This is a genomic window from Chloroflexota bacterium (assembly GCA_020850535.1).
GTDB lineage: Bacteria > Chloroflexota > UBA6077 > UBA6077 > JACCZL01 > JADZEM01.
In genome coordinates this window covers 69,644-93,191 of record JADZEM010000016.1, presented here as the reverse complement: position 1 = coordinate 93,191, position 23,548 = coordinate 69,644, and the positions used below count along the sequence as shown (strand labels likewise).

Genomic DNA, 23,548 nt, shown 5'->3' with positions numbered 1-23,548 from the left:
CCACAGTGGATCGCGCTGGAGATCTTGTATCGATTCAGTCAAACGGATAACCATATCGTCTGGGGTCAGGGCAGCGCCCGCCATGTCTTGCGCACAGATGCCGAGAGATGTTCTGCCAGACACGGTAAAGGGCGAATCAATGAGAACATCCGGCGAACGATTCGGCACACTTGCGGTTGCCGCAACCTGTGTTGCGATGGCAGTGGCATCTGCAATTTGTACCGGAGATGTCTGGCTCGACAGGCCTCCCCGGCTGGTCGTATAGAGTGCGGCTGTCGCGGCAAGACCTAAGGCACCGCAAACAAGCAGTCGCACGAATGACTTCTGTCTCACTACAGTATCCTAACGGTATCGCTCTTGTCGTATCCATGGCAGGAACATGAGGCTGCTCATTTAGCCAACCACAATCGAAGTATCCCGCGCGTGTCCGCATACGCAGTATGCGGTAGGTGTTGAGTGTGTCAATACTGACGTTGGGTGTAGATAGTATGCGAATCCGTCTATTGGCGCTCGGGCACGCTGATGGCTATGAGGATTCCTGTAGTCGCGGGCAGCCGACGATTGCCACGGTCATGCCCTGAACTGAACCCATGCGAGTCTGGCGACACTCTGGGGGAGGGGCGGAATCAAGCTCATCATTGGATCCAAAAGTTCACCCGTCAAGTGCACGGAATGCTTGATACGCGAAGAGACTATCTCAGACTGGCACGTAGATCGTGAACTGGCTACGGACTTGAGGCCTCCGGACTGCTCGTTTGCACGAATTCGGGCGTCTCGGGAACAGGCCGTGTCGCGACGTTGAGAGGTCACGGACCTTGCGTCGCGGCTGTGTCGGCCTGAGATGGTTTCTTATTGATCGTCCTCGGCCTTTGGCAAGCCCCTCTCGATCCGGTCACGGTGCACAATCCTGGACCGTGGGTTCTAGCTGCGCCTCCTGATGCGCTCGTATACTGGGCCACCGTACCCTCTTCGAGAGCATAGCGCGGACGGAGCGAGACGGTGCCGGAACTGATCCGACTGGCGATCATCACGAGCCAGATCTCTGACGGCTACTTTGCGGATGCACGCGACATTCTTGTGAAGACGCCGTGGGGCGATACCCCGATCACCATCGGCACGCTCGGCGGGCACCGCGTGGCCGGGCTGATGCGGTACGGCCCGCGGCGCAACACCGCCAGCCACCACATCAACTTCCGCGCGAATCTCTGGGCGCTGCGCGAGCTTGGCGTCGAGCGGATCGTGTCGCAGAACGCCATCGGCTCCGTCAACCCGATGCTCCAGCCGGGCGACGTGGTCATCTCCGACGACTTCATCGACCTGACCAAGAACCGCCCGCTCACCCTCTACGACACCGATCGGTCGTGGGTCCGCGTGGACATGACCGAGCCGTTCTGCCCGGAGATGCGGCGGGCGCTGGTGGCCGGCACGCGGACCGTCTTCGGGCGGGCGCAGGACGGCGGCACGTTCATCTGCGTCGAGGGGCCGCGCTTCGAGACGCCCTCCGAGATTCGGATGTACCACCGCTGGGGCGCGGACATCATCGGGACGCCGCTCGTGCCGGAGGTCGTGTTCGCGCGCGAGGCCGGCCTGTGCTTCGCCTCGATTGCGCCGATCATCAACTACGGCTCAGGCCTTGCGCCGGCGGTCATCCAGACCGGCGAAGGCAGCATGTCCGACTTCTACTACTCCGGCATCCTCCACACCAACGTCGAGCAGGCGATCGCCCTGGCGCTGGACAGGATCCCGACCGACCGTGGCTGCGGCTGCGGCGACGCACTGAAGGGCGCGCTGAACGGCCCGATGCCGGACTTCGTGCATCGACCGCCGCCAGGGGTGCCTGAGGATGCCTGAGCCGGCCTCAACCCCAGCCCACGACCCAGAGGGACGGCCGGTGCTGCCGCTCGATCCGCCGAGAGCGCCGCTGGCGATGATCGGCGGGGCGGTCACCCGGGCGCTGCGCTTCCCGCACGACCTGACCGATCCCGATGTCGAGGTCGTGGCCACGGACCTCGTCTACCAGACGCCGTCCGGCATCAGCGCGCCGTTCAAGCATCTGCGGCTGACGCGTGCGCCAGAGGTCGGCGGCGGCACGGTAGATGTCCTCTACCTGCGCTATCTGGGCGTGCGCTCGGGAGCGACCCGGCGGCAGGACACGGAGGCGGCGTTCCACGTCTTCGCGGCGGCGGGCGTCCAGCGCATCGTCACCGACGACAACATGGGCAGCCTCAACCCGCTGCTCGACCCCGGCGATCTGGTGGTCTGCCACGACTTCATCGACTTCTTCAAGGAAGCGAGCGTAGCGCCGCTGGAGGGCAAGCTCGTGCGGATGCGCGAGCCGTACTGCCCCTCCCTGCGGAAGCAGATCGTCGAGACGGCCCGCGCCTCGACCCCGAACCGGGTCTTCCGGCGCGGCGTCTACGCCGTCAGCCACGGCACCCGCTTTGAGTCGCCGGCCGAGATCCAGGTGTACCGGCAGCTTGGCGGCGACATCGTCGGCTACAGCGTCATCCCGACGATCTACCTCGCGCGGGCGCTGGGGATCTGCTACGCCGGGCTGTACCTCGTCAGCAACTACGGCGAGGGGCTGATCGAGGACTGGGACCACGACAGCGTCTGGCAGGAGAGCGACTCCATCGCGCCGAGGATGGGGCAGATCCTGCTGGATGTGCTCAAGCGCGCGCCGCTGCCCCCCGAGTGCGGCTGTGCCGCCTACTGCACGCCGCGCCCGCCGGGCGTGGTCAACTACCCCGACAAGTGAGGCAGACGAGCAGGTGAGCCGCATCATCCTCGAACGGCTGAGTCAGGCCGTCTTCGTCGTGTTCGGCGTGTCGCTGCTGTCCTTCATGCTGGTCCACCTGACGGGCGATCCGGCCGCCTTGCTGTTGCCGCTCGACGCCAGCCAGGAGGACCGCGACCGCTTCCGCGCGGCGATGGGCCTCGACCGGCCGCTGCTCGTCCAGTACGTCGACTTCGTGGTGAAGGCGGTGCAGGGCGACTTCGGCAACTCGCTGCGCTTCCAGCAGCCGGCCATGGGGCTGGTCGTCGAGCGGCTGCCGGCCACGCTGGCGCTGGCCGTCACGGCCCTGGCGATGGCCCTGGCGGTCGGCGTGCCGGCCGGGCTGATCGCTGGGGTCAAGCGCAACTCGCTCTTCGACCGCGTGGCGATGGTGCTGGCGCTGGCCGGCCAGTGCGTGCCAGCGTTCTGGCTCGGGCTGATGCTGATCCTGCTGTTCAGCGTCGGGTTGAGGCTGTTGCCCGTCTCCGGCGGCGGGACGGTCGCCCACCTGATCCTGCCCGGCCTGACCCTCAGTTGCTACACGATGGCGCTGGTGGCGCGGCTCCTCCGCAGCAACATGCTCGACGTCATGAACGCCGACTACGTGCGGACGGCCCGTGCCAAGGGCCTGGCCGAGCGCGCCATCGTGGTCCGGCACGCGCTCAAGAACGCCGCGATCCCCGTGGTCACGGTCGTCGGGCTGAGCGCAGGCTACCTGCTGGGCGGGGCGGTGATCGTGGAGCAGGTGTTCGCCTACCCGGGACTGGGGCGGCTGGTCTACCAGTCGATCTCGAACCGAGACGTGGCGGTCGTGCAGGCGTTCGTGGTGCTGATCTCGCTGGTGGTGCTGGCGATCAACCTGACCGTCGATCTGGCGTACACGCTGCTCGATCCGCGGGTGCGCTATGAGTAGCGCCGCGACCGCGGCAACGTCCGCCGTCGTCACGCCGGCCGAGCCAGCCCGCCGGCCTCGGCGTCGGCCTGCGCCGCCGACGTTCGCCGTCGGCGTGCTGGGGCTGATCGTCCTGGCTGGCATCCTCGCGCCGCTGGTCGCCCCCCACGACGCCGAAGCGCCGTCGCTGGCGGTCCGGGCGCTGCCGCCGGCCAGCACCGCCGAGGGCGGTTTCTACCTGCTCGGCACCGACGCCCTGGGCCGCGATCTCCTGAGTCGGGTGATCTTCGGCGCGCGGGTCTCGCTGGTGGTCGGCATCTGCTCGATGGCCATCGGCGGGACGCTCGGCACGCTGCTCGGGCTGCTGGCCGGCTTCTACGGTCGGAAGGTGGACGCGATCATCACGCGGCTGGCCGACCTCCAGTTGAGCATCCCGTTCCTGATCCTGGCGATCTCGATCATGTCGGTGCTCGGGGCCGGGCTGAGCAAGGTGATCCTGGTGCTCGGGCTGACCTCGTGGATCATGTACGCCAGGGTGGTGCGCGGCGAGGTGCTGGCCGTCCGTGGACGCGACTACGTCCTGGCGGCGCGGGCGCTCGGGGCGTCGGACGGGCTGCTGCTGCGACGGCACATCCTGCCGAACGTCTCGACCTCGGCCATCGTGATCGGGACGTTCGAGATCGCGCGGGCGATCCTCAGCGAGGCGAGCCTCAGCTTCCTGGGGCTGGGCGTCCAGCCGCCCACGCCCTCCTGGGGTGGGATGGTGGCGGACGGCCGCGAGTACCTGACAACCGCCTGGTGGATCGCCACCTGGCCGGGCGTGTTCATCGCCATCACGGTGATGTCGATCAACCTGATGGGCGACTGGCTGCGCGACGTGCTGGACCCGGTCAGCCGAGGGCGCGGCGGGTGAGCGGGTCAGGTGGTGAGGTCATCTTGGACGTAGCTGCCAGGGGGTGGCCATGCGGACGCTGATCGCCAACGTCTTCGTGTACGTCTCCGACGCTGCTGAAACGATGGTGCACGACGGTGCGATCTTGATCGAGGATAGCCGGATCGTGGAGGTGGGCGCGGGCGACGCCCTGGCTGGACGCTTCGTGGACCGGGTGATCGACGCGCATGGCATGGTCGCCCTGCCCGGGTTCATCAACTGCCACGCTCACGCCACCCTCTCGGCCAACCGGGCGGACTCTGACGACCTGGAGCTGTTTCCCTGGCTCCTGGATGGCGCGCGGGTCCGCACGCCGCACCCCGACGACGCGGTGTACTCGGCGTACCTCGGCGCGTTCGAGATGGTCCGGGGCGGCATCACCTACGTCGTGGAGTGCGGCCGGCGCGAGCCGTACCTCTACGCGAAGATCGCGCGGGAGATCGGGCAGCGCTGCCTGAGCGGCGCGATGGCCAACTCCGAAGAGCTGCGGCCAGGGGCCGGCAACTGGCCGGTTATCGTCCAGGACACCGAGCGCGCGATGGCCCAGGCGCCCCAGGACGACACCCTGATGACGCGCTACTTCCTGGGCGCGCACTCGCCGTACTCGTGTACGCCTGGCTTGCTGCGCAAGGTCAAGCAGGAGGCCGACCGCCTCGGGCTGCTGTTCGACATCCACCTCGCCGAGTGCCAGGACGAGATGGACATCATCCAGCAGCGCCACGGCACGACGCCGCTGCGGCTGGCCCACGATCTCGGACTGCTGGACCGGCGAACGATCCTCAACCACGCCGTCTGGATCTCCGAGGACGAGATCCCGATACTGGCGGCCAGCGGCGCGAGCGTGGCCCACTGCCCGATCAGCAACGGCAAGCTGGCGAGCGGCGTCGCCCCGGTGACCCGGTTCCGGGCGCAGGGCGTGCCGGTGGGCCTTGGGACGGACAGCACCGTCAGCAACAACACGCTCAACATCTGGGAAGAGATGAAGGTCTCGCTGCTGTTGCAGCGGGCGACCAGCCACAACGCCCGCCAACTGACGGCGCGCGACGCCCTGGCGATGGCAACGCGCGAGGCGGCGAGGGTTGTCGGCCTCGAAGACGACCTGGGATCGCTGGAGGTCGGCAAGCGGGCCGACATCCAACTGGTCGCACTGGAGCATCCGCGCGGGCTGACCCCTGCGCGGGTGCGCTCCGATCTGGTCTGGGCGACGCGCCCGGAGCAGGTCCAGCTCGTCATGGTCAACGGCGAGGTGGTCTACGAAGACGGCGCGTTCACGCGGGTGGACGAGCCAGGCATCCAGGCGGCGGCGCGGGCGCACTTCGCGCGGCGCGAGCGCGGCGAGACGTAGTTCAACTGGAGACAGCACATGCAGCGAATCAATCGACGACACTTCCTGGCCGGCGCGAGCACCATGGCGCTCGGCCTGATGGCCGCCTGCTCGGCCCCGCCGGCCGCCGCGCCAGCCGCCAAGCCGACCGAGAAGCCGGTGGCGACGGCCCAGCCGGCCTCGGTGGCCGCACCCTCTCCGGCGGCAGCCGCTCCATCCCCGGCCGCCGCGGCCTCCCCGGCGGCAGCGACATCACCCGCTGTGGGGGCGTCGCCGGCCGCTGCCGCGTCTCCAGCAGCCTCGCCGGCCGCCGCCGCCGCGCCGGCCTCCAAGCCGTCCGGCACGGCCTCCACGAAGGACACGTTGATCTTCGCGCAGACGCAGGATGCGATCTCGCTCGACCCGCCGATGCACTCGCTGATCCAGAACAACACCACGCTGATGCACATCTTCGACTCGCTGGTGTACCTGGACGCGCAGGGCAAGCTCCAGCCGATGCTCGCCACGACCTGGGAGGTCTCCCCGGACGGCAAGAGCTGGACGTTCAAGCTGCGGCAGGGCGTCACGTTCCACAACGGCGAGCCGTTCGACTCGGCAGCCGTCAAGTTCAGCATCGAGCGGACGCTGAACCCGGACCAGAAGTCGCCGACGCGCTCGAAGATCGCCGCGATCACCAGGGTGGACGCGCCAGACCCGAGCACCGTCGTGTTCAGCACAGCCCAGCCGTTCGCGCTGCTGCCGTACACGCTGGTCGGGTTCGGGGCGATGCCGGTCCCGCCGAAGTACGTCCAGGACAAGGGCGACGCCGAGGTCGCCAAGAACCCGATTGGGACGGGGCCGTACAAGTTCGTCGAGTGGGTGAAGGACGACCACATCACCCTGGAGGCGAACCCGGACTACTGGGGCGAGAAGGCGAAGGTCAAGCGGGTCATCATCCGCCCGATCCCCGAGAACGCCACCCGCGTGGCCGAGCTGCGCTCTGGCGGCGTAGACCTGATCATCAACCCGCCCCCGCAGGAGATGGCCGCCCTCAACGCTGGCGACACCAAGACCTACGTCCAGCCGAGCCTCTGGGCCATCGTCGTCGGCATCAACGCGATCCAGCCGGGGCCGCTCCAGGACAAGCGGGTCCGCCAGGCGTTGAACTACGCCGTGGACCGCGAAGCGATCGTCAAGGGCATCTTCGGCGGCATGGGCAAGACCATCAACAGCCTGGCCGTGCCCGAGGTCTTCGGCTACGACGCCAGCCTGCCGGTCTACCCGTACGATCCGGCCAAGGCCAGGGCGCTGCTGGCCGAGGCCGGTGCCTCGACCATGCAGCTGGTGCTGACGACCCGCATCAACAACACCTTGAACGACAAGGACGCCAGCGAGGCTATCGTCGGCTACCTGAAGGCGGTGGGGATCGACGCCAGCGTGCGGACGATGGAGAACGGCGTCTTCGCGCAGTGGTCGAACAACAAGGGCCGTGACGGCATCTGGTACGGCGGCTGGCGCGGCGACTACCCCGAGGTGGATGGGTACGCCTTCTCGAACCTCGTCTCAAGCCAGTTCCAGGGGTACATCAAGGACGACGAGCTGGATAAGACGGTGCTGGCCGCCCGCGAGGCCATCGACCCGGCGAAGCGGGCCGAGCTGTACAAGCAGGTCGGCAAGCTCTCCAACGACCTCGCGACCCACATCTTCCTGTATCAGTTGCCAGACACCTACGCGGCCCGCAAGAACCTCAACTGGACGCCGAAGCCAGACTCGGTGATCGAGCTGTGGAACGCGACGTTCAGCTGAGCGACGCGTTTAGCTGCACGACGCACTCAGGCTGCGGGACCGGACTGCCCACGCGAGAGGCTGACGTCTCCCCTGCGTCCTCCAACGAGCGCAGCCGCCGCGAGCGCACGGCCGCCAGCGCCGTCGCTACCGCAAGCAGCCCCATCACCACGAGCAGCAGCCCGATGCCGCGCCCCGGCCCGGTCCCGATCCAGACGCCAACGCTCGAAGCGAGCGTGCCAGACGAAGCCAGCAACGGCTCAAGCACGCGGTCGGCCAGTGGTCCGGCCGCAAGGTACGCCAGCATCGCCGCGCCATGCTCGACCGCTCGCCGGACGGAGAGCACCCGCCCCTGCAATCCGTCTGGCGTCGCAGCCTGCCAGATCGTCTGTTCGCAGCCGTTCACGAACGGCAACGTCCCGAAATAGAGGCCGACGGCCAGCGCCAGCACGATCCAGGTCGGATGCCATCCGATGGTCACCATCGCGAGGCCGAGCAGGATGCTCGCGCCGCACGCGCCGAGCAGTCGGCGGCGTGGCCCGCCCCAGGCGGTCAGCAAGAGGCCGCCGGCCAGCATGCCGCAGCCGCCCGCCGACGCCAGTCCGCCCAGCACCGAGGCGGACTCCGTGCTGAGGATCATCGGGGCGAACAGGGCGTTGAACGTGCCGGCGCTCAGACTGACGAGCGTCGAGAACACCAGCAGGCCGCGCAGCCCCGGACGTTCCGCGATGAAGCCCCAGCCCTCACGAAGCTCGGCCATCAGGCCGGCCCGATGGTGGGACGCGGCCTGCACAGGCTCTGGCCGCGCGCCGCCCGGGATGCGCGCCAGCATCAGCGTCGCCACGCCCACGCCGAAGGTCGCCAGGTCGACCAGGAGCAGCCCCGGCAGCGACACCCACGAGATCAGCGCGGCGGCGAGCAGTGGCGCGACGATCAGGCTGCCAGACCATGCCATCTCGACCATGCCGTTCGCCCGGCCGAGGTGCCTGGTAGGAACGAGCCGCGCCATCAGCGCGGCATAGGCGGGATACTGGAGGGCGGCACAGGTCGACGTTGCCAGGACGGTTGCGTAGACGTGCCATGTCTGCAGTTGACCGCCCCAGGCGAGCGCCGCGACGACCAGGGTGCTCAGCGCCGCGCCACAGTCGGCGAGCAGCATCACGCGGCGGCGGTCTGCGCGGTCGACGATGGTGCCCGCCAGCGGCGCGACCAGCACCTGCGGCAGGCTGATGCAGAGCGCGATCAGCGCATAGTCGGTGGCAGCCCCGGTCCGCTGGAAGACCCAGACGCCAAGGCCGAACTCGGTCAGGCCGGATCCGACCATCGAGACGACCTGTCCGAGCCAGATCACGCTGAAGGTCGCCATGCCGTGCCGGCCATCCAGGCGGACAGCGCGGAGACCCGCGAGCCACACACCGAGCCGCTGCATCGCTGTCGTCCCCCGGCGGCGGCGCTACCGGCCGGCCGTCAGCGACGCCTGACGCGGAATCAGGGTCGTCATCGCGAGGCGGACGCCCTGCTCCCCGGTGACGTAGGCATAGGACGCCCCCATCGGCTCGGACCAGCCGCCGCCCGCCTCAAAGGCATGGGCCACGCCGTCGATGGTGACGGTCAGACTGCCGTCGAGCACGCCCACCAGACGCGGCCCCTGCGGGATCGGCAGCGCGACCTCCGCGCTCGGGTCCAGCGTAACTGACTGCTCCAGCACGTCCAGCGGCCCCGCCGGCAGGACGGACAGGCTCTTCGTCATCGCCAGGGCGTCCGGCACCGGCGGGGCGGTGTCCTCGTCGGTCTCGACGATGCGGGCCGGTGGGATGCCCCGCTCCACGACCATTGTGGCGATCAGCTCGGCGGGCACGTCGCCGACGTTGCCCGCCACATGCAGGACGCCCGGCTCGTCGGACCAGCCTTCGCCCGGACCAAACGTCCGGTCCGTGTCGCCGATGCGGAGGGTGACACTCCCGCGCAGCACCGTGTTGTAGCTGCCGCCGGTGTGGGCGTGCAGCGCCGTCCAACTACCCGGCTCGAAGGACAGCACTGACTGATACAGATCGGCCAGCGGCGGCGAGTCATCGGCTGCCATGCGGCGCTCGATGGTGATGGTGGTGTGGGTGGCCTCGCCGTAGGCAGCAGCGCCCGCGGGCACGACGAGCAGGGCAGCGGCCAGCGCGGCAACACGGAGCAACGCCATCGGACGCATCACGCCACCTCCCGGGCCTGCGGCTGTGTCTGCCGAGCCCGCGGCGGTGTCTGGTCGGTCGTCGCCGCCGGTGCCGCCGCCGGTGCGAACGGCGTTGGAGCCGCCATCAGATCGGCTGACTCGGTGCGGCCCGACTCGCGCTCCCCCAGGAACCGCGCGATCCAGGCGACGATCTCGTCGATCTCAGGCATCGCGCCGACGGTCGGCCGGCCATTCGCGACGGCAAGCCCCTCGACCGGATCGATCACGCCATACCCATCCGCTCGAAGCTGCGCCACATTGCGCTGAACGGCGGGCTTCCTCCACATGATCTCGTTCATGCCCGGCACGAAGATGACGGGGCCGGACGCCGCGACGATGCAGGTCGTGAGCAAGTCGTCGGCGATGCCGTGCGCGGCGCGTGCCAGGGAGTTCGCGCTGGCCGGCAGCACCAGCATCAGGTCGGCCCAGCGGGATAGCTCCATGTGGGTGACGGTCGGACCGCCCGGGTCGACGGCGTCGTCGAGGGCCACCGGCGCACCGGACGCAACGGCGAGCGCTCGTGGCGTCACCATCGTGGCGGCCTGACGGGTCATCACGACGCGCACGTCAAGGCCGAGCTCGTGACGCAGGTAGAGGATCGACTGCGGCGTCGTCACCGAGGCGATCGAGCCAGAGACGCCGATCAGCACGCGGCGGGCGGCCAGTTGTGTTGATTCGTCAGCCATCACCGTTCTCCTCGCGGCCCCTTCGGGGTGGGGCGTTGGTCTGAGCGATGGACGCCGCCGCGCGACATGTCGGCGTGACAGATGGCGGGACCTCGGCCTGAAGTGGCCGAGGCCCCGACGCGGCATCGGATGCCAGGCGGCAGGCGCCGGTCTGCCTAGCAGACCGGCCCGCGCGGAATGAAGCAGACCGGGCCACGCGGAATGAAGCAGACCGGGCCACGCGGGATGAAACAGACCGGGCCACGCGGGATGAAGCACACTGGACCACGGGGCGCGCCAGACTCTGCGAACATCGACGTTCTCCCTTTTCTGCCGGCCGTTCTGGCCGCTTGCGGCGGGCTCTGTGTCCCGCGGCGCACCGTCATGATCGCCTGGGCAGCCAGGGGCTGGCTGCCGCCCGCCCGACATTGCGAAGGTTGGCGCCGAAACACCCCGGCGGCCTCGTCGTGCGCCGGACCCGCTCGGGCGTCAATCCGGTGCGGCCAGCGTGTCCGCTGTCCATAGCCAGCGCGGACGCGAAGGAGCCCCATCCGGCCGGCCGGATGGGGCTCCCCACTCGCATCACGATCGAACCGATGGGCCTTCCCCCTGCGCCGATGCCCAGGGGGACGACCTGCCAGCTCGTGCAGCTTTGAGACGGATGAGGCGGTGGACGTACCCGCTGGCGGCGGTCAGTGGCCGTTCCCGACGTACCCGATCAGCAGCCACGACCCGACGACCTTCGGCGTGCCGTCCGGGTTCTTCAGGTTGGGCGAGGTGTACGTGTACCAGATACGCATCGACTTGGTGACCTGGTGATACGCATCGTTCGTTTCCCAGTACTTGAGCTTGCCGCGCCCGTTGTCGCCCAGATCCCAGTCCGCGACGCTGCCCCCTGACACGAAGGTCGTCGTCAGGAAGGGACGGTCGGCGTTGCTCTCGGCGTATGCGCCGTCGATCTCGACGGGGGCCTTGGCGTGGTACCCCTTCGGCGCGACGGCCGGGACCGGCGCCGGGCTCGGCAGCGGGTTGGGGAACGGGTCCGGCGAGGGCACTTCGAGGGCCGGGAACGCCACCTCGGCGCTGTACGGCAGCTGGTCCAGGATGAACTGCCCCAGGCGCATCGCGAGGTCGTCGGGTGAGGACGCCGTCACCGGCGCGGCCACGACGACCGGCGTCGTCGGCTCAGGCGTGAACGTACCATCGTGTGGGTAGGCATCGTTCGGGTTGTTCGACGGTGCAGGCATCGCGTCGCTCCTCTTCAGCTCGTCTCACAGAACGCTCAGGGCACATCGTCAAGGCGTATGAGCGTGGATGCTACAGCCCTGCCGTTGCCGGGCCGTTGCACACCCGTTTCGTTGCACCCCAATCTTGGCTGGCCGCGCTCATCCCTTTACCGCGCGGGCAGGGCCGCCGGGGCCGCGATGGTCAGCCGCCAGGCTCGCCGCGCTGACGGATCTCCAGCAGCGCGGGCAGCTCGGACCAGTCGAAGAAGAGCAGGTCAGCATGGCTGGTGATGGCGCCGTCGTTGTCGCCCTCGGGCAGGTAGCGGGCCGAGTACATCCCGGACGCCTTTGCGCCCACGATGTCCATGCTCTCAGTGTCCCCGATGTGCAGGGCGTTCTCCGGCGGGACGCCCAGATCCTTGAGGGTGTCGTGGAAGATCCGGGTGTCCGGCTTGAGCCAGCCGTGCTCGTTCGAGAAGGTCAGCGTCTCGAAATAGCCGATCAGCCCATGCTGGGCCAGCACCTGCCGCAGCACCCGCCCGCCGGTGTACCCCGTGTTGCAGATCAGCGCGAGCTGATAGGTACTTGCCAGCCGCTCGACCGCTTCCTTGACGCCGTCCAGGAGGTTCGGGAGGAACTCGACCGTCAGATCCTCGTAGGCGGCGGTCACGAGGTCGAACGGGACGGCCTCCGGCGGGATGCTCAGCTGCCGCATCAGCTCCTGCCAGCGGCCGGGCGGCCCGACGTCGTGGTTGTCCAGGGCGATGCCCTCGTCGATGATCCGCCGGGCTGCGCGGAAGCCGCCGCGCAACTGCTCCAGCTCCAGCGGGTAGCCCGCGCCGCGGATCGCCGTCAGTAGCATCTCGCGTCGCCGCTCGATCTTGCCGATGGGGTCGCGCGAGTCGATCAGCGTGCCCCAGAGGTCGAGCGTGACGGCGCGCAGCGGCCGCCAGGGTGCATGCACGTGGACGTTCGGCGGCTGACTCATCGGGGCTGCTCCTCGGCACAACGGGCGACGCCCGGTTGCGCGGCAGGATACCCGGGCGGGGGCGCGGCAAGCCAGCATCGCGGAGCGGGGGTCGTGGGCCGAGGATCACGGGTCGTGGACGATTGTGAAAACATGCAAGCTGCAATTGTCATCCTGAGCGCAGCGAAGGACCTCACCCACTGACGCGAACGTTGACGGTCAGCGGGTGACGCGGGGGTTGACGCTCGGAGGGTAACGCGCGAGACGACGGTCAGCGGGTGAGGTCCTTCGCTGCGCTCAGGATGACATGGGGAGTTGCGTGCTTATGACGATGCAGCGGCGCGCGGCAGCCGATACGCTCCCACGACCCACGACCCACGACCCACGACCCACGACCCACGACCCACGACCCACGACCCACGACCCACGACCCACGACCCACGACCCACGACCCCGCTAGGCTATCCTATGGGGCCGCGCGCTGCCGCCAGACCGATGGTGGCGCGGTCCATCAAGGAGGATTGAGATGCGCCCGAACAAGGTCAAGCAGTTCTTCCAGGAGAAGAAGCAGCTTGCAGTCGGCTGGCTGGGCAGCCCGGACACCTACATCGTCGAGACGATGGCCAACTCCGGCTTCGACGCCATCGTGCTCGACATGCAGCACGGCATGGGCATCGGACCGGATCGCGCCGTCCTGGCTCTCCAGACCCTCAGCACCACCGACGTGACCCCGCTGGTCCGCGTCCCCTGGAACGATCCGATCTACATCCAGTACGTGCTCGACGCTGGCGCGTACGGCGTGATCGTCCCGATGGTCAACAGCCGGGCCGAGGCCGAGAAGGCCGCGGGCGCCTGCAAGTACTTCCCGATGGGCTACCGCTCGAACGGCGCGAACCGCGCGCGGTTCTACGCGGGCACCGACTACTTCGCCAACGCTAACAGCGACATCCTCTGCTTCGTCATGATCGAGACGACCCAGGCCATCGAGAACCTGGAGGAGATCGCGACGACGCCCGGCGTGGACGGCTTCTACATCGGCCCGTCCGACCTCGCCATCACGATGGGCCTCGAGCCGAAGCTCGACCACGATGCCCCGCGGCACATCGAGGCGGTCCAGAAGATCGTGGACACCGCCAAGAAGCACGGGCTGATGGCCGGCATCCACACGACCGGCCCCGAGGAAGTGATCCGTCGGTACAAGCAGGGCTTCAACCTGTGCCCGCTCGGCTCGGACGGCGGGTTCGTGGGCGCGGCGGCGCGCAAGGCCGTTGCCGACCTGCGCGGCTCGGCCCCGGCCGCCGGCGGCGGCTCGCCTTACGCCTGAACCCCAGCGGAGGCCCTCACCCGCGCGGGTGAGGGCCTCTACACCGCCCAGACTCGTTTGCTGTGCAGCTTCTCCGAGGCTCGCACGGCGATGCCCTCGCGGGCCAGCACCGCGTCTCGCAGATACTCGAAGGCGTGCCGATCCTGCGCCGTCACCACGGCCTGCTTGTCCGCGCGGGCCAGCACGTTCGGGTAGCCCAGCCCCTTCTGGCACTGGTCGAGGATGACCGACTGCACCAGCGCAAGCTGATCGGGGTCGTCGGCTGTCCAGGGCGGCACCTCGATCCGCGCGATCTCCGTGCCGACGTTCAGGTAGAAGAAGCAGGGCACCAGATCCTCGTAGAACTCGGTCAGGCCCGCCGGCAGCGTCATCTGGAACAGCGCCGAGCGCTCTCCTGGCCCGAGCAGCCCAAACAGCTCGCGGTCTGGGAGCCGCTCGAAGACGCACGGCTCGTCGCCGCCGTCGCCGCACGGCGAGCACCCGCCGAACGGCCCGACGCACCCGCCCTCGCGCAGTAAGACCACCACGTCCTGGCTGCGCGGCCGGCTGATGTAGCTGGCCAGCGGCCGGCCAAGCGCTCGCAGCCGCTTCAACTGCTCGACGTAGGGCGCTACCAGCGCCTTGCGAAGAAAATCGTCCGGCCGCTCTTCCAGCACCCAGAGCGCCAGCGTACCGTCGGCCAGCACCGCCAGATCGATGGGATCATCCCGCCAGCGGTCCGCCAGCGTCGCCGCCTGGGTGATCTCGAGCACCGAGCGCTTCGCGCTCAGGTGACGGTCCTGGATCGGCACACGGCGCGTCCCGTGGGGGCCGCTGTAGGTGATCGCCGTATCCTCAGGCTTGAAGTAGAGCGTCGGCTCGCTCGCCAGCTCCGCGAACGGCTGCGGACCGTAGCGCAGGACCGCCCACCCGACGTTCAGCAGGAAGAAGTCCGACATCGCGTGGCGGTCCGGCTCGATCTGCGAGCCGTCCGTGGCGATGACGACGTGCTCGGGCGGCAGTGGGATGCCCGGGTGGCGGGCGTCGAGCGGCTCCTGCGGACGCGGCAGGCGGCGCTCAGCGCTCGCAGCCAGCTCCTCCAGGTCCATCCAGCGCGGGGCCAGCCGGGCCAGCACGGCCTGCGCCTCCTCGATGCGCGGCCCGCGCCCGCGGAGGTACGCCCCCGAGGCGCGCGCCATCTCGGCCATCTGCGGCCCGACTTTCAGGAGATCAAGCGTCATGTGGCCCTCTCTTCGGCACTAGACGCCGCACCGAGGCGTGGGCCAGAATCCCCACCGTGGTGCGCAGAGGCCCGGGGTGACAGAATTCGAACAGATGTCTCATACGCGCTGCCGCCAGTATACGGCGTGCTCGGCGCGCTGAGAAGACCGCGAAGGGGGCGTCCGCTGCTCTCCCACATCACGAACCCGTTCACGGCAGGGGCCGATCTCGCGTCAGGCCGCCCGCTGCGGGTGCTGGCCATCGGCACCGATCCGTCGCTGCTCCAGCCCGCCGACGTCGCCTTCGGGGACGCCCACCAGCGCCAGCTTCAGTACGCGAGCATCCTCGACCAGTACCGGATGATCGTGCGGAGCATCGGCGGCTCACGGCGCGCCATCCCGCACGGCGGCAGCTTCGTGGTCCATCCGAGCGCCTCACGTAACCGGGCGGCGTTCACCCACGATGCGTACCTGATCGGCAGCGCGTTGCATCGCCGCTTCGGCTTCGACCTTGTCTCCACCGAGGATCCGATGCTCTGCGGGCTGGCCGGCACGCTGCTGCGTGCGCGGCTGGGCCTGCCGCTCTCGGTGCAGATCGCCGGGGACATGATCGACAACCCGTACTGGCTGCGCGAGCGCCGCATCAATCCCGCCCTCAACCGCATCGGCCGGTGGCTGGTGCGCGCGGCGGACAGCGTGCGCGTCGTCAGCGAGCGCGAGCGCGCCAAGATGGTGCGGCTGGGCGTGGCCCCTGAGAAGGTCAGCAACCTGGGCTGGATCGCCGATTTCCGCCGGTTCGATGCCGTCGATGCTGTGGCCGCCCGCCAGTTGCGAACTGACCTGCTCGGCGTGGACGGGACTGAGCTGCTGCTGTTCGTCGGGCGGCTGGTGCTCCAGAAGGACATCCCGACGCTGATCCGCTCGATGGCGACCGTCGCAGCGCACCGCCCTGGCGCCCGCCTCGTCATCGCTGGCGACGGCCCCGAGCGCCCCATCGCCGAGCGGATGGTGGACGATTTCGGCATCCGCCGCGCCGTCCGCTTCCTGGGGATCGTGCCGTATCCCGACGTGCCGCGCCACTTTGCCGCCGCCGACCTCTTCGTGCTCCCCTCCCGCTACGAGGGGAACGCCCGCGTGCTGGCCGAGGCCGGCGCGGCCGGCGTGCCATCCGTCACGACCGATGTGAGCGGCGCGCACGACACCGTGCTGCAGGGTGAGACCGGCACGATTGTGCCCGTCGAGCGGCCGGACCTGTTCGCCGAGCGCGTGCTGGCACTCCTGGAGCGCGCCGGCGAGTTGCCGGCGATGGGCGCACGGGCGCGGGAGCACGTTCGCGGTCTGTACGACGCCCAGACGCTGCTGCCGGCGTTCGACCAGTTCTGGCGGCAAACCGCGGCTCGCCGGTAGCGCCCGGCGATGCGCGTCGACGCGCCGGGCGGGATGTGTGCTGGCCCGGCCCGATTCTCGCGGTGTTCGCGTTATGCTTGGTACGTTGCCGCGCGCCCGGAGGCGATGGCTGCTCCTGGCGGCCAGCCATCCTGTATCCTGCCATGACACATCCTCGCGCCTGAGAGAAGCGTGATCGATCCTGATGGGCACCCCGATCTGGCAGGTGGCTGGCAGACGCTGGACGAGGCAGGCTTCCCAGCCTGCCTGATCGACAGCAGCCTGCAGTATCGACGCGCCAATGCCGCCTGGCTGGCCTACCTCCAGGGTGATACGTTCCGCTTTGGGCCGCAAGAGGTCACCATCGACGGGCGCAGCCTGCTCGCCGACGTGCCCGCGGATCGCCGCGACCGCTGGAGCCGCGCGCTCTCGGAGATTGTGGCGGGGCGGCTCGGGCACTTTGTCGATCGGCTGATCGAGCACCGCGCGCTCGGCGACCGCCTGGTGATGATGACCGCCAGCCCGACCGTCGGCCCGTCTGGGGCCGTGAACGGCGCGCTGTGCGTCCGCTACGACATGACAGGCCCCCTCCAGGCCGCCGCCAACGAGGAGCGGCTCTCGCAGGTGCTGCTCGCCGCCCGCCGGCTGCAGCACTTCATGGGCAACCAGCTGGCGTTGACCCTGGGGTACGTCGAGCTGCTGACGTTCGATCCGCGCCTGCCGCCCGAGCTGCGCGACCGCGTCGATGAAGCCCTGCGCGGCGTGATCGAGGCCACCGAGACGCTGTCGAAGCTGCGGCTGGTGACGCGGCTGGAGATGGACCCCGACGACCCCGACGTGACGGACGGCGGCGGCCACCCGTGAGGCGGGGCGCCCAGGCCTGAAGGCGGGCGACGTAAGGCCATCACGCCCAAAGGCGCTCATGCCCCGGCGAGGCCGCGTAGGCACGCTCCCTGCGTAGTAGGCACGCTCCCTGCGTACAGGGGGCCACGCAACCGCCAGGAGCACGCCGATGCCTCGCCGCAGGCCAGCCCGCAGCGCCACTTCTGACAATCGTCAGCCAGTTCCGCCTGACTCGGTGCAGATGAACCTGCGATCGGATCGGGGACAGGCAGTCGTCACTCGGATCGTTCCTGCTGCGCGCGACCTGCCACCCACGTGCCGGTTCGACATCGACGTGGCCGTTGAGCGGCTGCGGGATGCTGTCCGCCCCCTGCCGAAGGCGGCGATGTTCCAGCTTGCCGACGAGGGCCACACCTCCCTCTTCGAGCAGCTCGTGGCCTGCATCATCTCGATCCGTACCTATGAAGAGGTCACGCTGCCGACCGCGCGTCGCCTCTTCTCGGCGGCGCACACCCCTGCCCAGATGGCTCGGCTCACGCCCGCGGAGATCGACAAGCTGATCGGCGCGTGTACCTTCCACGAGCCGAAGGCCGGCCAGATCCACGCCATCGCCCAGGTTGCGCTCGACCAGTACGCTGGTGCGCTGCCGCCAGACCGGGACGCGATCCTCAAGCTGCCGGGCATCGGGCCGAAGTGCGCCGCGCTGGCGCTCGGCATCGCCACCGGGCAGGCCGGCATCGGCGTGGACGTCCACGTCCACCGGATCACGAATCGCTGGGGGTACGTCCGGGCCCGCACGCCCGAGACGACGATGGCGGCCCTCGAAGCGGTCCTGCCCCGGCTGTACTGGCTGGAGATCAACCGTCTGCTGGTGCCGTTCGGCAAGCACGTCTGCACCGGAACGGCCCCGCGCTGCTCGGTCTGCCCGCTCGGGGACATGTGCCAGAAGGTCGGGGTCACCGCCCACCGTTGATGGGTGGATTGCTCGTCGGGCACGCTGCCGGCTGCCCGCCGGGATGCTGCACACCCCTCGCCGGGGACTGCCGGCTCCCAGCGTCGCGTACACTTCGCCCTCGGAGCCGGTGCGCGCGAGTGGGAGATGCGGCCGGGCTGGGAGCACATATGACCGCAGATCGGGACGCGCAGACGGACGCCCTCTCACGGCACTTGCTGGCCATCGCCACCGACGCCGCGAAGGACGCCGCGGCCTACTTCGCGCCGTTCGCCGGGCGCATCGCCATCGCCGCCGAGAAGAAGGGCTTCTTCGATCCCGTCACCGAGTGCGACCGCGAGTCCGAGCGGCGGATCGTCGAGCGCATCTTCCGCGAGCATCCTGACTCGACCATTGTGGGCGAGGAGGATGGCCAGCAGGGGAGCGGCGCGGTCCACTGGTACGTCGATCCGATTGATGGCACCAACAACTTCGTGGCGGGCGTCCCGTTCTTCTGCGTCTCCATCGCGGCGGCCCTGGGGGATCAGCTGCTGGCCGGCGTGATCTACGATCCGAGCAAGGACGAGTTGTTCGCGGCCTCGACGGCCGGCGCGACGCTGAACGGCGAGCCGATGCGCGCCGCCGGCAGCGTGCTCGACTCCGGCTGCACCCTGTTGACCGAGTTCCCGCGCTCCGGCCGCCCGCTCGACCCGAACGACCTGGACCAGTACGAGCGGCTGATCCGTCCGTACCGGGCGGTGCGGCGGCTCGGCTCGACGGCCCTGCACCTGGCGTACGTCGCCTGCGGGCGGGGCGACGCCACCTTCGGGATGGGCACGAACCCCTGGGACGTGGCGGCCGGCGTCATGCTGATCCAGCAGGCCGGCGGGCGGTATCTGGTACCAGAGGGCAACGCCACCTGGGCGGCCCGGCCGTGGCTCTCGCCCTACTACCTCGCCGTGACGCCCGAGCTTGACCTGGGGCAGTCGGCGGTGGGCGACGTGGTGCTGCGGGAGATGTTCGCAGAGGTCGAGGCCGGCGGCTCCCGGTAGCGCCCGGCCCGCTCAGGAACCCCTGGCAGGCTAGTAGCGCGCCGACAGGCTCCCGCGCTGCCCGCCGACTTCGCTGGTGGCGGTGGGCAGCGTGAAATGGACCGTGGTGCCCTGGTCGAGCACGCTCTCCGCCCAGATCCGCCCGCCCAACGCCTGCACGACGTGCTTGGCGATCGCCAGCCCCAGGCCTGTGCCGATGGCCGCCCGCGCGCGGTCCACCTTGTAGAACCGCTCGAAGATGCGCGGCAGATCCTCGGCGGAGATGCCGGAGCCGGTGTCGGCCACGGTGAAGTGCGCGAACGCGCCATCGGCCTCGACGCCCACGCGCACCTCGCCGCCGGGCGGCGTGAACTTGATGGCGTTGTGGACGAGAGCCAGCAGGACGTGCTCGACCCGGGTGCGGTCCGCCAGGATCGGGGGCAGGTCGTCATCGGCGGTCCAGCGCAGCCGGAGTCCGGCGCGCTCGGCCTGCGGCTGCAAGCGCTCGGCGGCCGACTCGGCCAGCACGGTCGGGGCGACGGCTTCGAGCTTGAGCTGGGCGCGCCCGCTCTCGACGCGGGACAGCTCCAGCAGCTCGGCCACGAGCTGGGCCAGCCCATCCACCTCGACGTGGATGCGCCGCAGAAAATCGCGGGCGGCCGGCGGATCGTCCAGCGCGCCGTCCTCCAGCGTCTCGACCAGGGCCTTGAGGGCGGCGATCGGCGTCCGCAGCTCGTGGGAGACGTTTGCGACAAAGTCCCGCCGGAGGTTTTCGACGCGCCGCTCCTCGGTCACGTCGCGCAGCACCAGCAGGCCGCCGCCCCCCTCGCGGAGCGGCGCTGCCGAGACGCGCAGGTGCCGCCCGGAGTGCTCGACCCGGCGGACCTCGGTGCGGCTGCTGCCCTGGGCCAGGGAGTCGTTCAGGACCGCGCAGATCTCATGATCGCGCACGGCCCGCGCCAGCGAGAGCCCGTCTGGCACGTCCACCATGTCGAGCAGGCGGCGCGCCGCCTCGTTGGCGATCACCACGCTGCCCTGCTGGCTGACCACCACGATGCCGTCCGCCAGGTTCGTCAGGACGCTCGCCAGCACGTCGCGCTCGTGCGCGAGGCTCAGCATCTGGGCCTGGAGCTGGTCCGCCATCTGGTTGAACGCCTCGGCAAGCCGCCCGATCTCTCCCTCGGCCGGCATGCCCAGGACGGCCGTCGGCCCGCCGCGCGCCACCTCGTCGGCGACACTCGTCAGGTGGCGCAACGGCCCGGTCACCCGGCCGGCGATCCACAGGGCCATCCCCACGGCCACCAGCGTGATGGCGAGGAGGGCGGCGGCCACCACCGCCAGGATCTGGCGGATGGCGTCGTTGACGGCCGTGAGGGGCACCGCCAGCCGCGCAACGCCGTAGACCTCGCCGCCCGCCACGATGGCCGAGGCGACGTACAGCTCGCTCTCGCCGAGGGTGGCGCTCTTGCGGGTGCTGCTGGGATTGGGGGAGCCGGCCAGGGCGGCGGCGATCTCCGGCCGGTTGGCGTGGTTCTCCATCTGGGCCGGGTCCGCCACCGAGTCTGCCAGCACCACGCCGCGCCGATCCACGATGGTGATGCGCGCGTCCGTCCGCTGCGCGAGGCGGGCGGTCTGGTTCTGGATCTGGGTGCGGCGCTCAGGGCTCAGTTCGGGGCCGCTCGATGCGAGGAGGATCGGCAGGACGCCCTCGCCCACGAGGCGCGCCTCGGCCAGCAGGCGGGTCCGCAGGGCGTCCACCTGGAACTGGCTGAGGATGGCGCCGAGGTACGCGCTGAGCGCCAGCAGACACCCCCCGAGCAGGAGGGTGTACGGAATGGCGATTCGCCACTGCATCCGGCCGAGGATCTGCCTCACGCTCGCCCTGCCAGCGCCGCGCCCGGAAGGACCGTGGCGGCGCGCCTGACCGCTGAGAGTGTAACGCAGCGCGGCGGCATCGCTTCTGATGCCGCCGCGCTGTTGGTGTCAGGTCCTGCAGGCCGGTCGTGGATTACGGGACGGGCATCGGCTCCGCGCGTGACTGCAGCTCGGACTCCGTCATCGACGGGGTCGCCTCCTCCAGCCGCCGCGCCAGCGCCCGCGCCGCCGTCACGTGCTCGTAGTCGTAGCCGGGGGCGTAGGCCAGCGCCTTCAGCCCGCACTCGATCAGGTACAGGTCGGCGCGGGAGACCCGCAGCTCGATCTCTTCGTCAGAATGGACCGCCACCCGGGGCCGCGCCGCGCCGTCCTGCGCCTCGGCATCGCCCTCACGGTGAACGCACGGCTCGGGCTCTTCGGCGTGCAGCGCAGAGGGGCGCGTCAGCAGCAGCGGGATGCTCGACTGGCGCAGCACGCTGGTGGCCACACTCCCCAGGATCAGGCGGCTCAGACCGCCGTGGCCGTGCGTCGCCATGACGATCAGGTCTGGATGCAGTTCGCGGGCCGCCGAGGTGATGACCCCCGCCGGCTGCCCGACGACCACCCGGCCCATCGCATGACGGCCGGCCGCCTGGAGCCTGCTCACCTGCTGATCGACGTACTGGCGGGCCTGGGCCAGCTCCGTTTCTTCGTCGTAGGGGATGTAGGTGTAGCCATCGCCGTAGAGCGGGTAGGCCGGCGGCTCGATGACGCGCAGGAGCGTGATACGCGTCTCGCGGTGCAGCGGCAGATTCTCCGCCGAGGCCAGCGCCTCCTCGGCCAGCTCCGAACCGTCCAGCGGAATCAGCAGCGTATCGATCTGCTGGCCCACCTGGAGGCCGCCCTTCGCCGAGGCCGGCACCAGCACCACCGGAACGGTCGCATGACGCAAGACCAGGTCGGCCACGCTGCCGTACAGCATCCGCCCGATGCCCGTCCGGCCGTGGGTTGACATGACGATCAGGTCGGCAGACTGCCGCTCCGCGGCGTCGAGGATGGCGTGGGCGGCATCGTCGTAGTAGACGTGGGCAGAGGAGCGGACGTGCTCAGCTTCGAGGCGGGCCGTCACCATCTGGAGGTACGCCTGCGCCCGCCCCATCACCTCAAGCTCGGCGTCCGTCTGATCGACGCCAGGCGGCGTGTGGGCCTGCACTGCCTGGACCAGCACAATGTCTGCTCCGGCCCGGCGGGCAAGGATGGTGGCATACGAGATCGCCAGCTCTGCGAGCGGTGAGCCATCGAGCGGTAGCAGGATGTTCTGCAACATTGTGGTACATCCTTCTCGGCAGTACGCCCCCTCGCCGTATCGGCGGGGGGGCGCAAGTGGTGCGGCCGATTCAACTGATTTGAAGAGCGAGCGGCGAGTGCGGGAGACTGCGATAGCTAGACCGTGCGGGCCGCGCCAGGGATCTGCGCCGGAACCTCAGCCTCACGCTGCTTCCAGGGGGTGCCGAGCATCGGAAGGAGGAAGCGGTCGATGCCGATGTAGCCAGCGTTCTTCCACGCGAGGATCAGGAGGATGCCGGCGAGGAACAGGACCGGGTTCGTCGAGACCGTGCCCGCCATCAGGAAGCTCATGTTCATGAGCGCGCCGAAGAAGGCCGCGACGCCGACGAGTGCACCAACGATCAGCCCAAGACCGACAGCCAGCTCGCCGAAGACGATCAGCTTGGCGAACCACGGGTGCGAGCCGCTGTCCACAAGGAACTGGATGAAGTTGCGGTACCAGTCGTACGCGATGACCGGCTTGCCGTTGTTGACCGCGAGTGCCCGGTTCCAGAAGCCCAGGATGCCATCGCCCGTCTGCATCCACGCAGGATCCTCGAACTTATGCCAGCCAGCCTCGATCCACTGCCAGCCAATGTAGAGCCGCACGATCAGCCAGAGCACCGACGCCTTGCTGTTCGAGAAGAGGAATTGTGCAACAGGCGGATCCTGAATAATGACATTGCCCTTGCTGTCCGTGACATGCTTGACTGCGAACATCTCAGCCTCCTGGGCGCTCCTGCGCCAGATCGACGATGGACTGCCGCCTGGTTGTCGTCCTGGCCGCCATCGGTTCGATCTCTACCATCAGAATACGTGGGGGGGCCGCTGGAACAGGTCTGTCGAATGTCCCATCCTGGGGGGGACGGTTGGCGGCCCGATGGGACA

21 protein-coding genes are annotated in these 23,548 nt (G+C 69.3%); 11 read left to right on the top strand and 10 right to left on the bottom strand.

Annotated features, from left to right (window positions below):
- Window positions 1-999 precede the first annotated feature (999 nt).
- Genes IT306_03195 through IT306_03170 form a run of 6 tightly spaced genes read left to right on the top strand, consistent with a single transcriptional unit; the run spans window position 1,000 to window position 7,708 of the window.
- Window positions 1,000-1,851 (top strand): MTAP family purine nucleoside phosphorylase, encoded by an 852-nt coding sequence (locus IT306_03195; protein ID MCC7367400.1) that lies wholly within the window; start codon window positions 1,000-1,002, stop codon window positions 1,849-1,851.
- Complete coding sequence (locus IT306_03190) at window positions 1,844-2,758, top strand: phosphorylase (GenBank protein ID MCC7367399.1); 915 nt, start codon at window positions 1,844-1,846, stop codon at window positions 2,756-2,758. The genes IT306_03195 and IT306_03190 overlap by 8 nt, the downstream gene beginning before the upstream one ends.
- 13 nt (window positions 2,759-2,771) lie before the next feature.
- The gene (locus IT306_03185; GenBank protein ID MCC7367398.1) at window positions 2,772-3,689 is read left to right on the top strand and encodes an ABC transporter permease; all 918 of its coding nucleotides are present in this window, start codon (window positions 2,772-2,774) and stop codon (window positions 3,687-3,689) included.
- A complete protein-coding gene (locus tag IT306_03180) occupies window positions 3,682-4,581 on the top strand; it encodes an ABC transporter permease (GenBank protein ID MCC7367397.1) in 900 nt (299 codons plus the stop codon). The genes IT306_03185 and IT306_03180 overlap by 8 nt, the downstream gene beginning before the upstream one ends.
- A 49-nt stretch (window positions 4,582-4,630) precedes the next feature.
- Window positions 4,631-5,944, top strand: a complete 1,314-nt coding sequence (locus IT306_03175) for an amidohydrolase (GenBank protein ID MCC7367396.1) — start codon at window positions 4,631-4,633, stop codon at window positions 5,942-5,944.
- Between the two features lie 18 nt (window positions 5,945-5,962).
- Window positions 5,963-7,708, top strand: a complete 1,746-nt coding sequence (locus IT306_03170; protein ID MCC7367395.1) for a hypothetical protein — start codon at window positions 5,963-5,965, stop codon at window positions 7,706-7,708.
- Here IT306_03170 and IT306_03165 read toward each other — a convergent pair.
- The 6 genes from IT306_03165 to IT306_03140 all read right to left on the bottom strand — a co-directional run bounded on the left by IT306_03165 (window position 7,701) and on the right by IT306_03140 (window position 12,787).
- Window positions 7,701-9,053 carry an MFS transporter gene (locus IT306_03165; GenBank protein MCC7367394.1) on the bottom strand — a complete coding sequence of 451 codons (1,353 nt, stop codon included), beginning with the start codon at window positions 9,051-9,053 and terminating at the stop codon, window positions 7,701-7,703. The two genes, IT306_03170 and IT306_03165, sit on opposite strands and share 8 nt — an antisense overlap.
- Window positions 9,054-9,140: 87 nt before the next feature.
- Window positions 9,141-9,890 (bottom strand): cupin domain-containing protein, encoded by a 750-nt coding sequence (locus IT306_03160; protein ID MCC7367393.1) that lies wholly within the window; start codon window positions 9,888-9,890, stop codon window positions 9,141-9,143.
- Window positions 9,887-10,594, bottom strand: a complete 708-nt coding sequence (locus IT306_03155) for a hypothetical protein (protein MCC7367392.1) — start codon at window positions 10,592-10,594, stop codon at window positions 9,887-9,889. Before IT306_03155 ends, IT306_03160 begins: the two co-directional genes overlap by 4 nt.
- 155 nt (window positions 10,595-10,749) lie before the next feature.
- The gene (locus tag IT306_03150) at window positions 10,750-10,887 is read right to left on the bottom strand and encodes a hypothetical protein (GenBank protein ID MCC7367391.1); all 138 of its coding nucleotides are present in this window, start codon (window positions 10,885-10,887) and stop codon (window positions 10,750-10,752) included.
- A 378-nt stretch (window positions 10,888-11,265) separates the two neighbouring features.
- The gene (locus IT306_03145; GenBank protein MCC7367390.1) at window positions 11,266-11,820 is read right to left on the bottom strand and encodes a hypothetical protein; all 555 of its coding nucleotides are present in this window, start codon (window positions 11,818-11,820) and stop codon (window positions 11,266-11,268) included.
- A 181-nt stretch (window positions 11,821-12,001) separates the two neighbouring features.
- Window positions 12,002-12,787: an HAD family hydrolase gene (locus IT306_03140; protein MCC7367389.1), complete on the bottom strand. Its 786-nt coding sequence runs from the start codon at window positions 12,785-12,787 to the stop codon at window positions 12,002-12,004.
- 505 nt (window positions 12,788-13,292) lie between these two features.
- Between IT306_03140 and IT306_03135 the strand changes: the two genes are divergently transcribed.
- Window positions 13,293-14,090, top strand: a complete 798-nt coding sequence (locus IT306_03135) for a 2,4-dihydroxyhept-2-ene-1,7-dioic acid aldolase (GenBank protein ID MCC7367388.1) — start codon at window positions 13,293-13,295, stop codon at window positions 14,088-14,090.
- A gap of 38 nt (window positions 14,091-14,128) precedes the next feature.
- Here the strand turns inward: IT306_03135 and IT306_03130 are convergent, their stop codons facing one another.
- On the bottom strand, window positions 14,129-15,310 hold the full coding sequence (locus IT306_03130) for a DNA double-strand break repair nuclease NurA (GenBank protein ID MCC7367387.1): 1,182 nt from the start codon (window positions 15,308-15,310) through the stop codon (window positions 14,129-14,131).
- Between the two features lie 126 nt (window positions 15,311-15,436).
- On the opposite strand from IT306_03130, the gene IT306_03125 reads away from it, so the two are divergent.
- The 4 genes from IT306_03125 (at window position 15,437) to IT306_03110 (ending at window position 19,501) form a co-directional block, all read left to right on the top strand.
- A complete protein-coding gene (locus IT306_03125) occupies window positions 15,437-16,696 on the top strand; it encodes a glycosyltransferase family 4 protein (GenBank protein ID MCC7367386.1) in 1,260 nt (419 codons plus the stop codon).
- A gap of 171 nt (window positions 16,697-16,867) precedes the next feature.
- Window positions 16,868-17,539: a PAS domain-containing protein gene (locus tag IT306_03120; protein ID MCC7367385.1), complete on the top strand. Its 672-nt coding sequence runs from the start codon at window positions 16,868-16,870 to the stop codon at window positions 17,537-17,539.
- Between the two features lie 148 nt (window positions 17,540-17,687).
- On the top strand, window positions 17,688-18,491 hold the full coding sequence (locus IT306_03115) for an endonuclease III (protein ID MCC7367384.1): 804 nt from the start codon (window positions 17,688-17,690) through the stop codon (window positions 18,489-18,491).
- Window positions 18,492-18,640: 149 nt separating this feature from the next.
- Window positions 18,641-19,501, top strand: a complete 861-nt coding sequence (locus IT306_03110) for an inositol monophosphatase (GenBank protein ID MCC7367383.1) — start codon at window positions 18,641-18,643, stop codon at window positions 19,499-19,501.
- 30 nt (window positions 19,502-19,531) lie between these two features.
- Here IT306_03110 and IT306_03105 read toward each other — a convergent pair whose 3' ends face one another.
- The 3 genes from IT306_03105 to IT306_03095 form a co-directional block, all read right to left on the bottom strand.
- Window positions 19,532-21,355, bottom strand: coding sequence for a HAMP domain-containing protein (locus IT306_03105; protein ID MCC7367382.1), 1,824 nt, complete (start codon window positions 21,353-21,355; stop codon window positions 19,532-19,534).
- A gap of 133 nt (window positions 21,356-21,488) precedes the next feature.
- Window positions 21,489-22,661 carry a universal stress protein gene (locus tag IT306_03100; protein MCC7367381.1) on the bottom strand — a complete coding sequence of 391 codons (1,173 nt, stop codon included), beginning with the start codon at window positions 22,659-22,661 and terminating at the stop codon, window positions 21,489-21,491.
- A 116-nt stretch (window positions 22,662-22,777) separates the two neighbouring features.
- Window positions 22,778-23,380, bottom strand: coding sequence for a DoxX family protein (locus IT306_03095; protein ID MCC7367380.1), 603 nt, complete (start codon window positions 23,378-23,380; stop codon window positions 22,778-22,780).
- Between the last annotated feature and the right edge of the window lie 168 nt (window positions 23,381-23,548).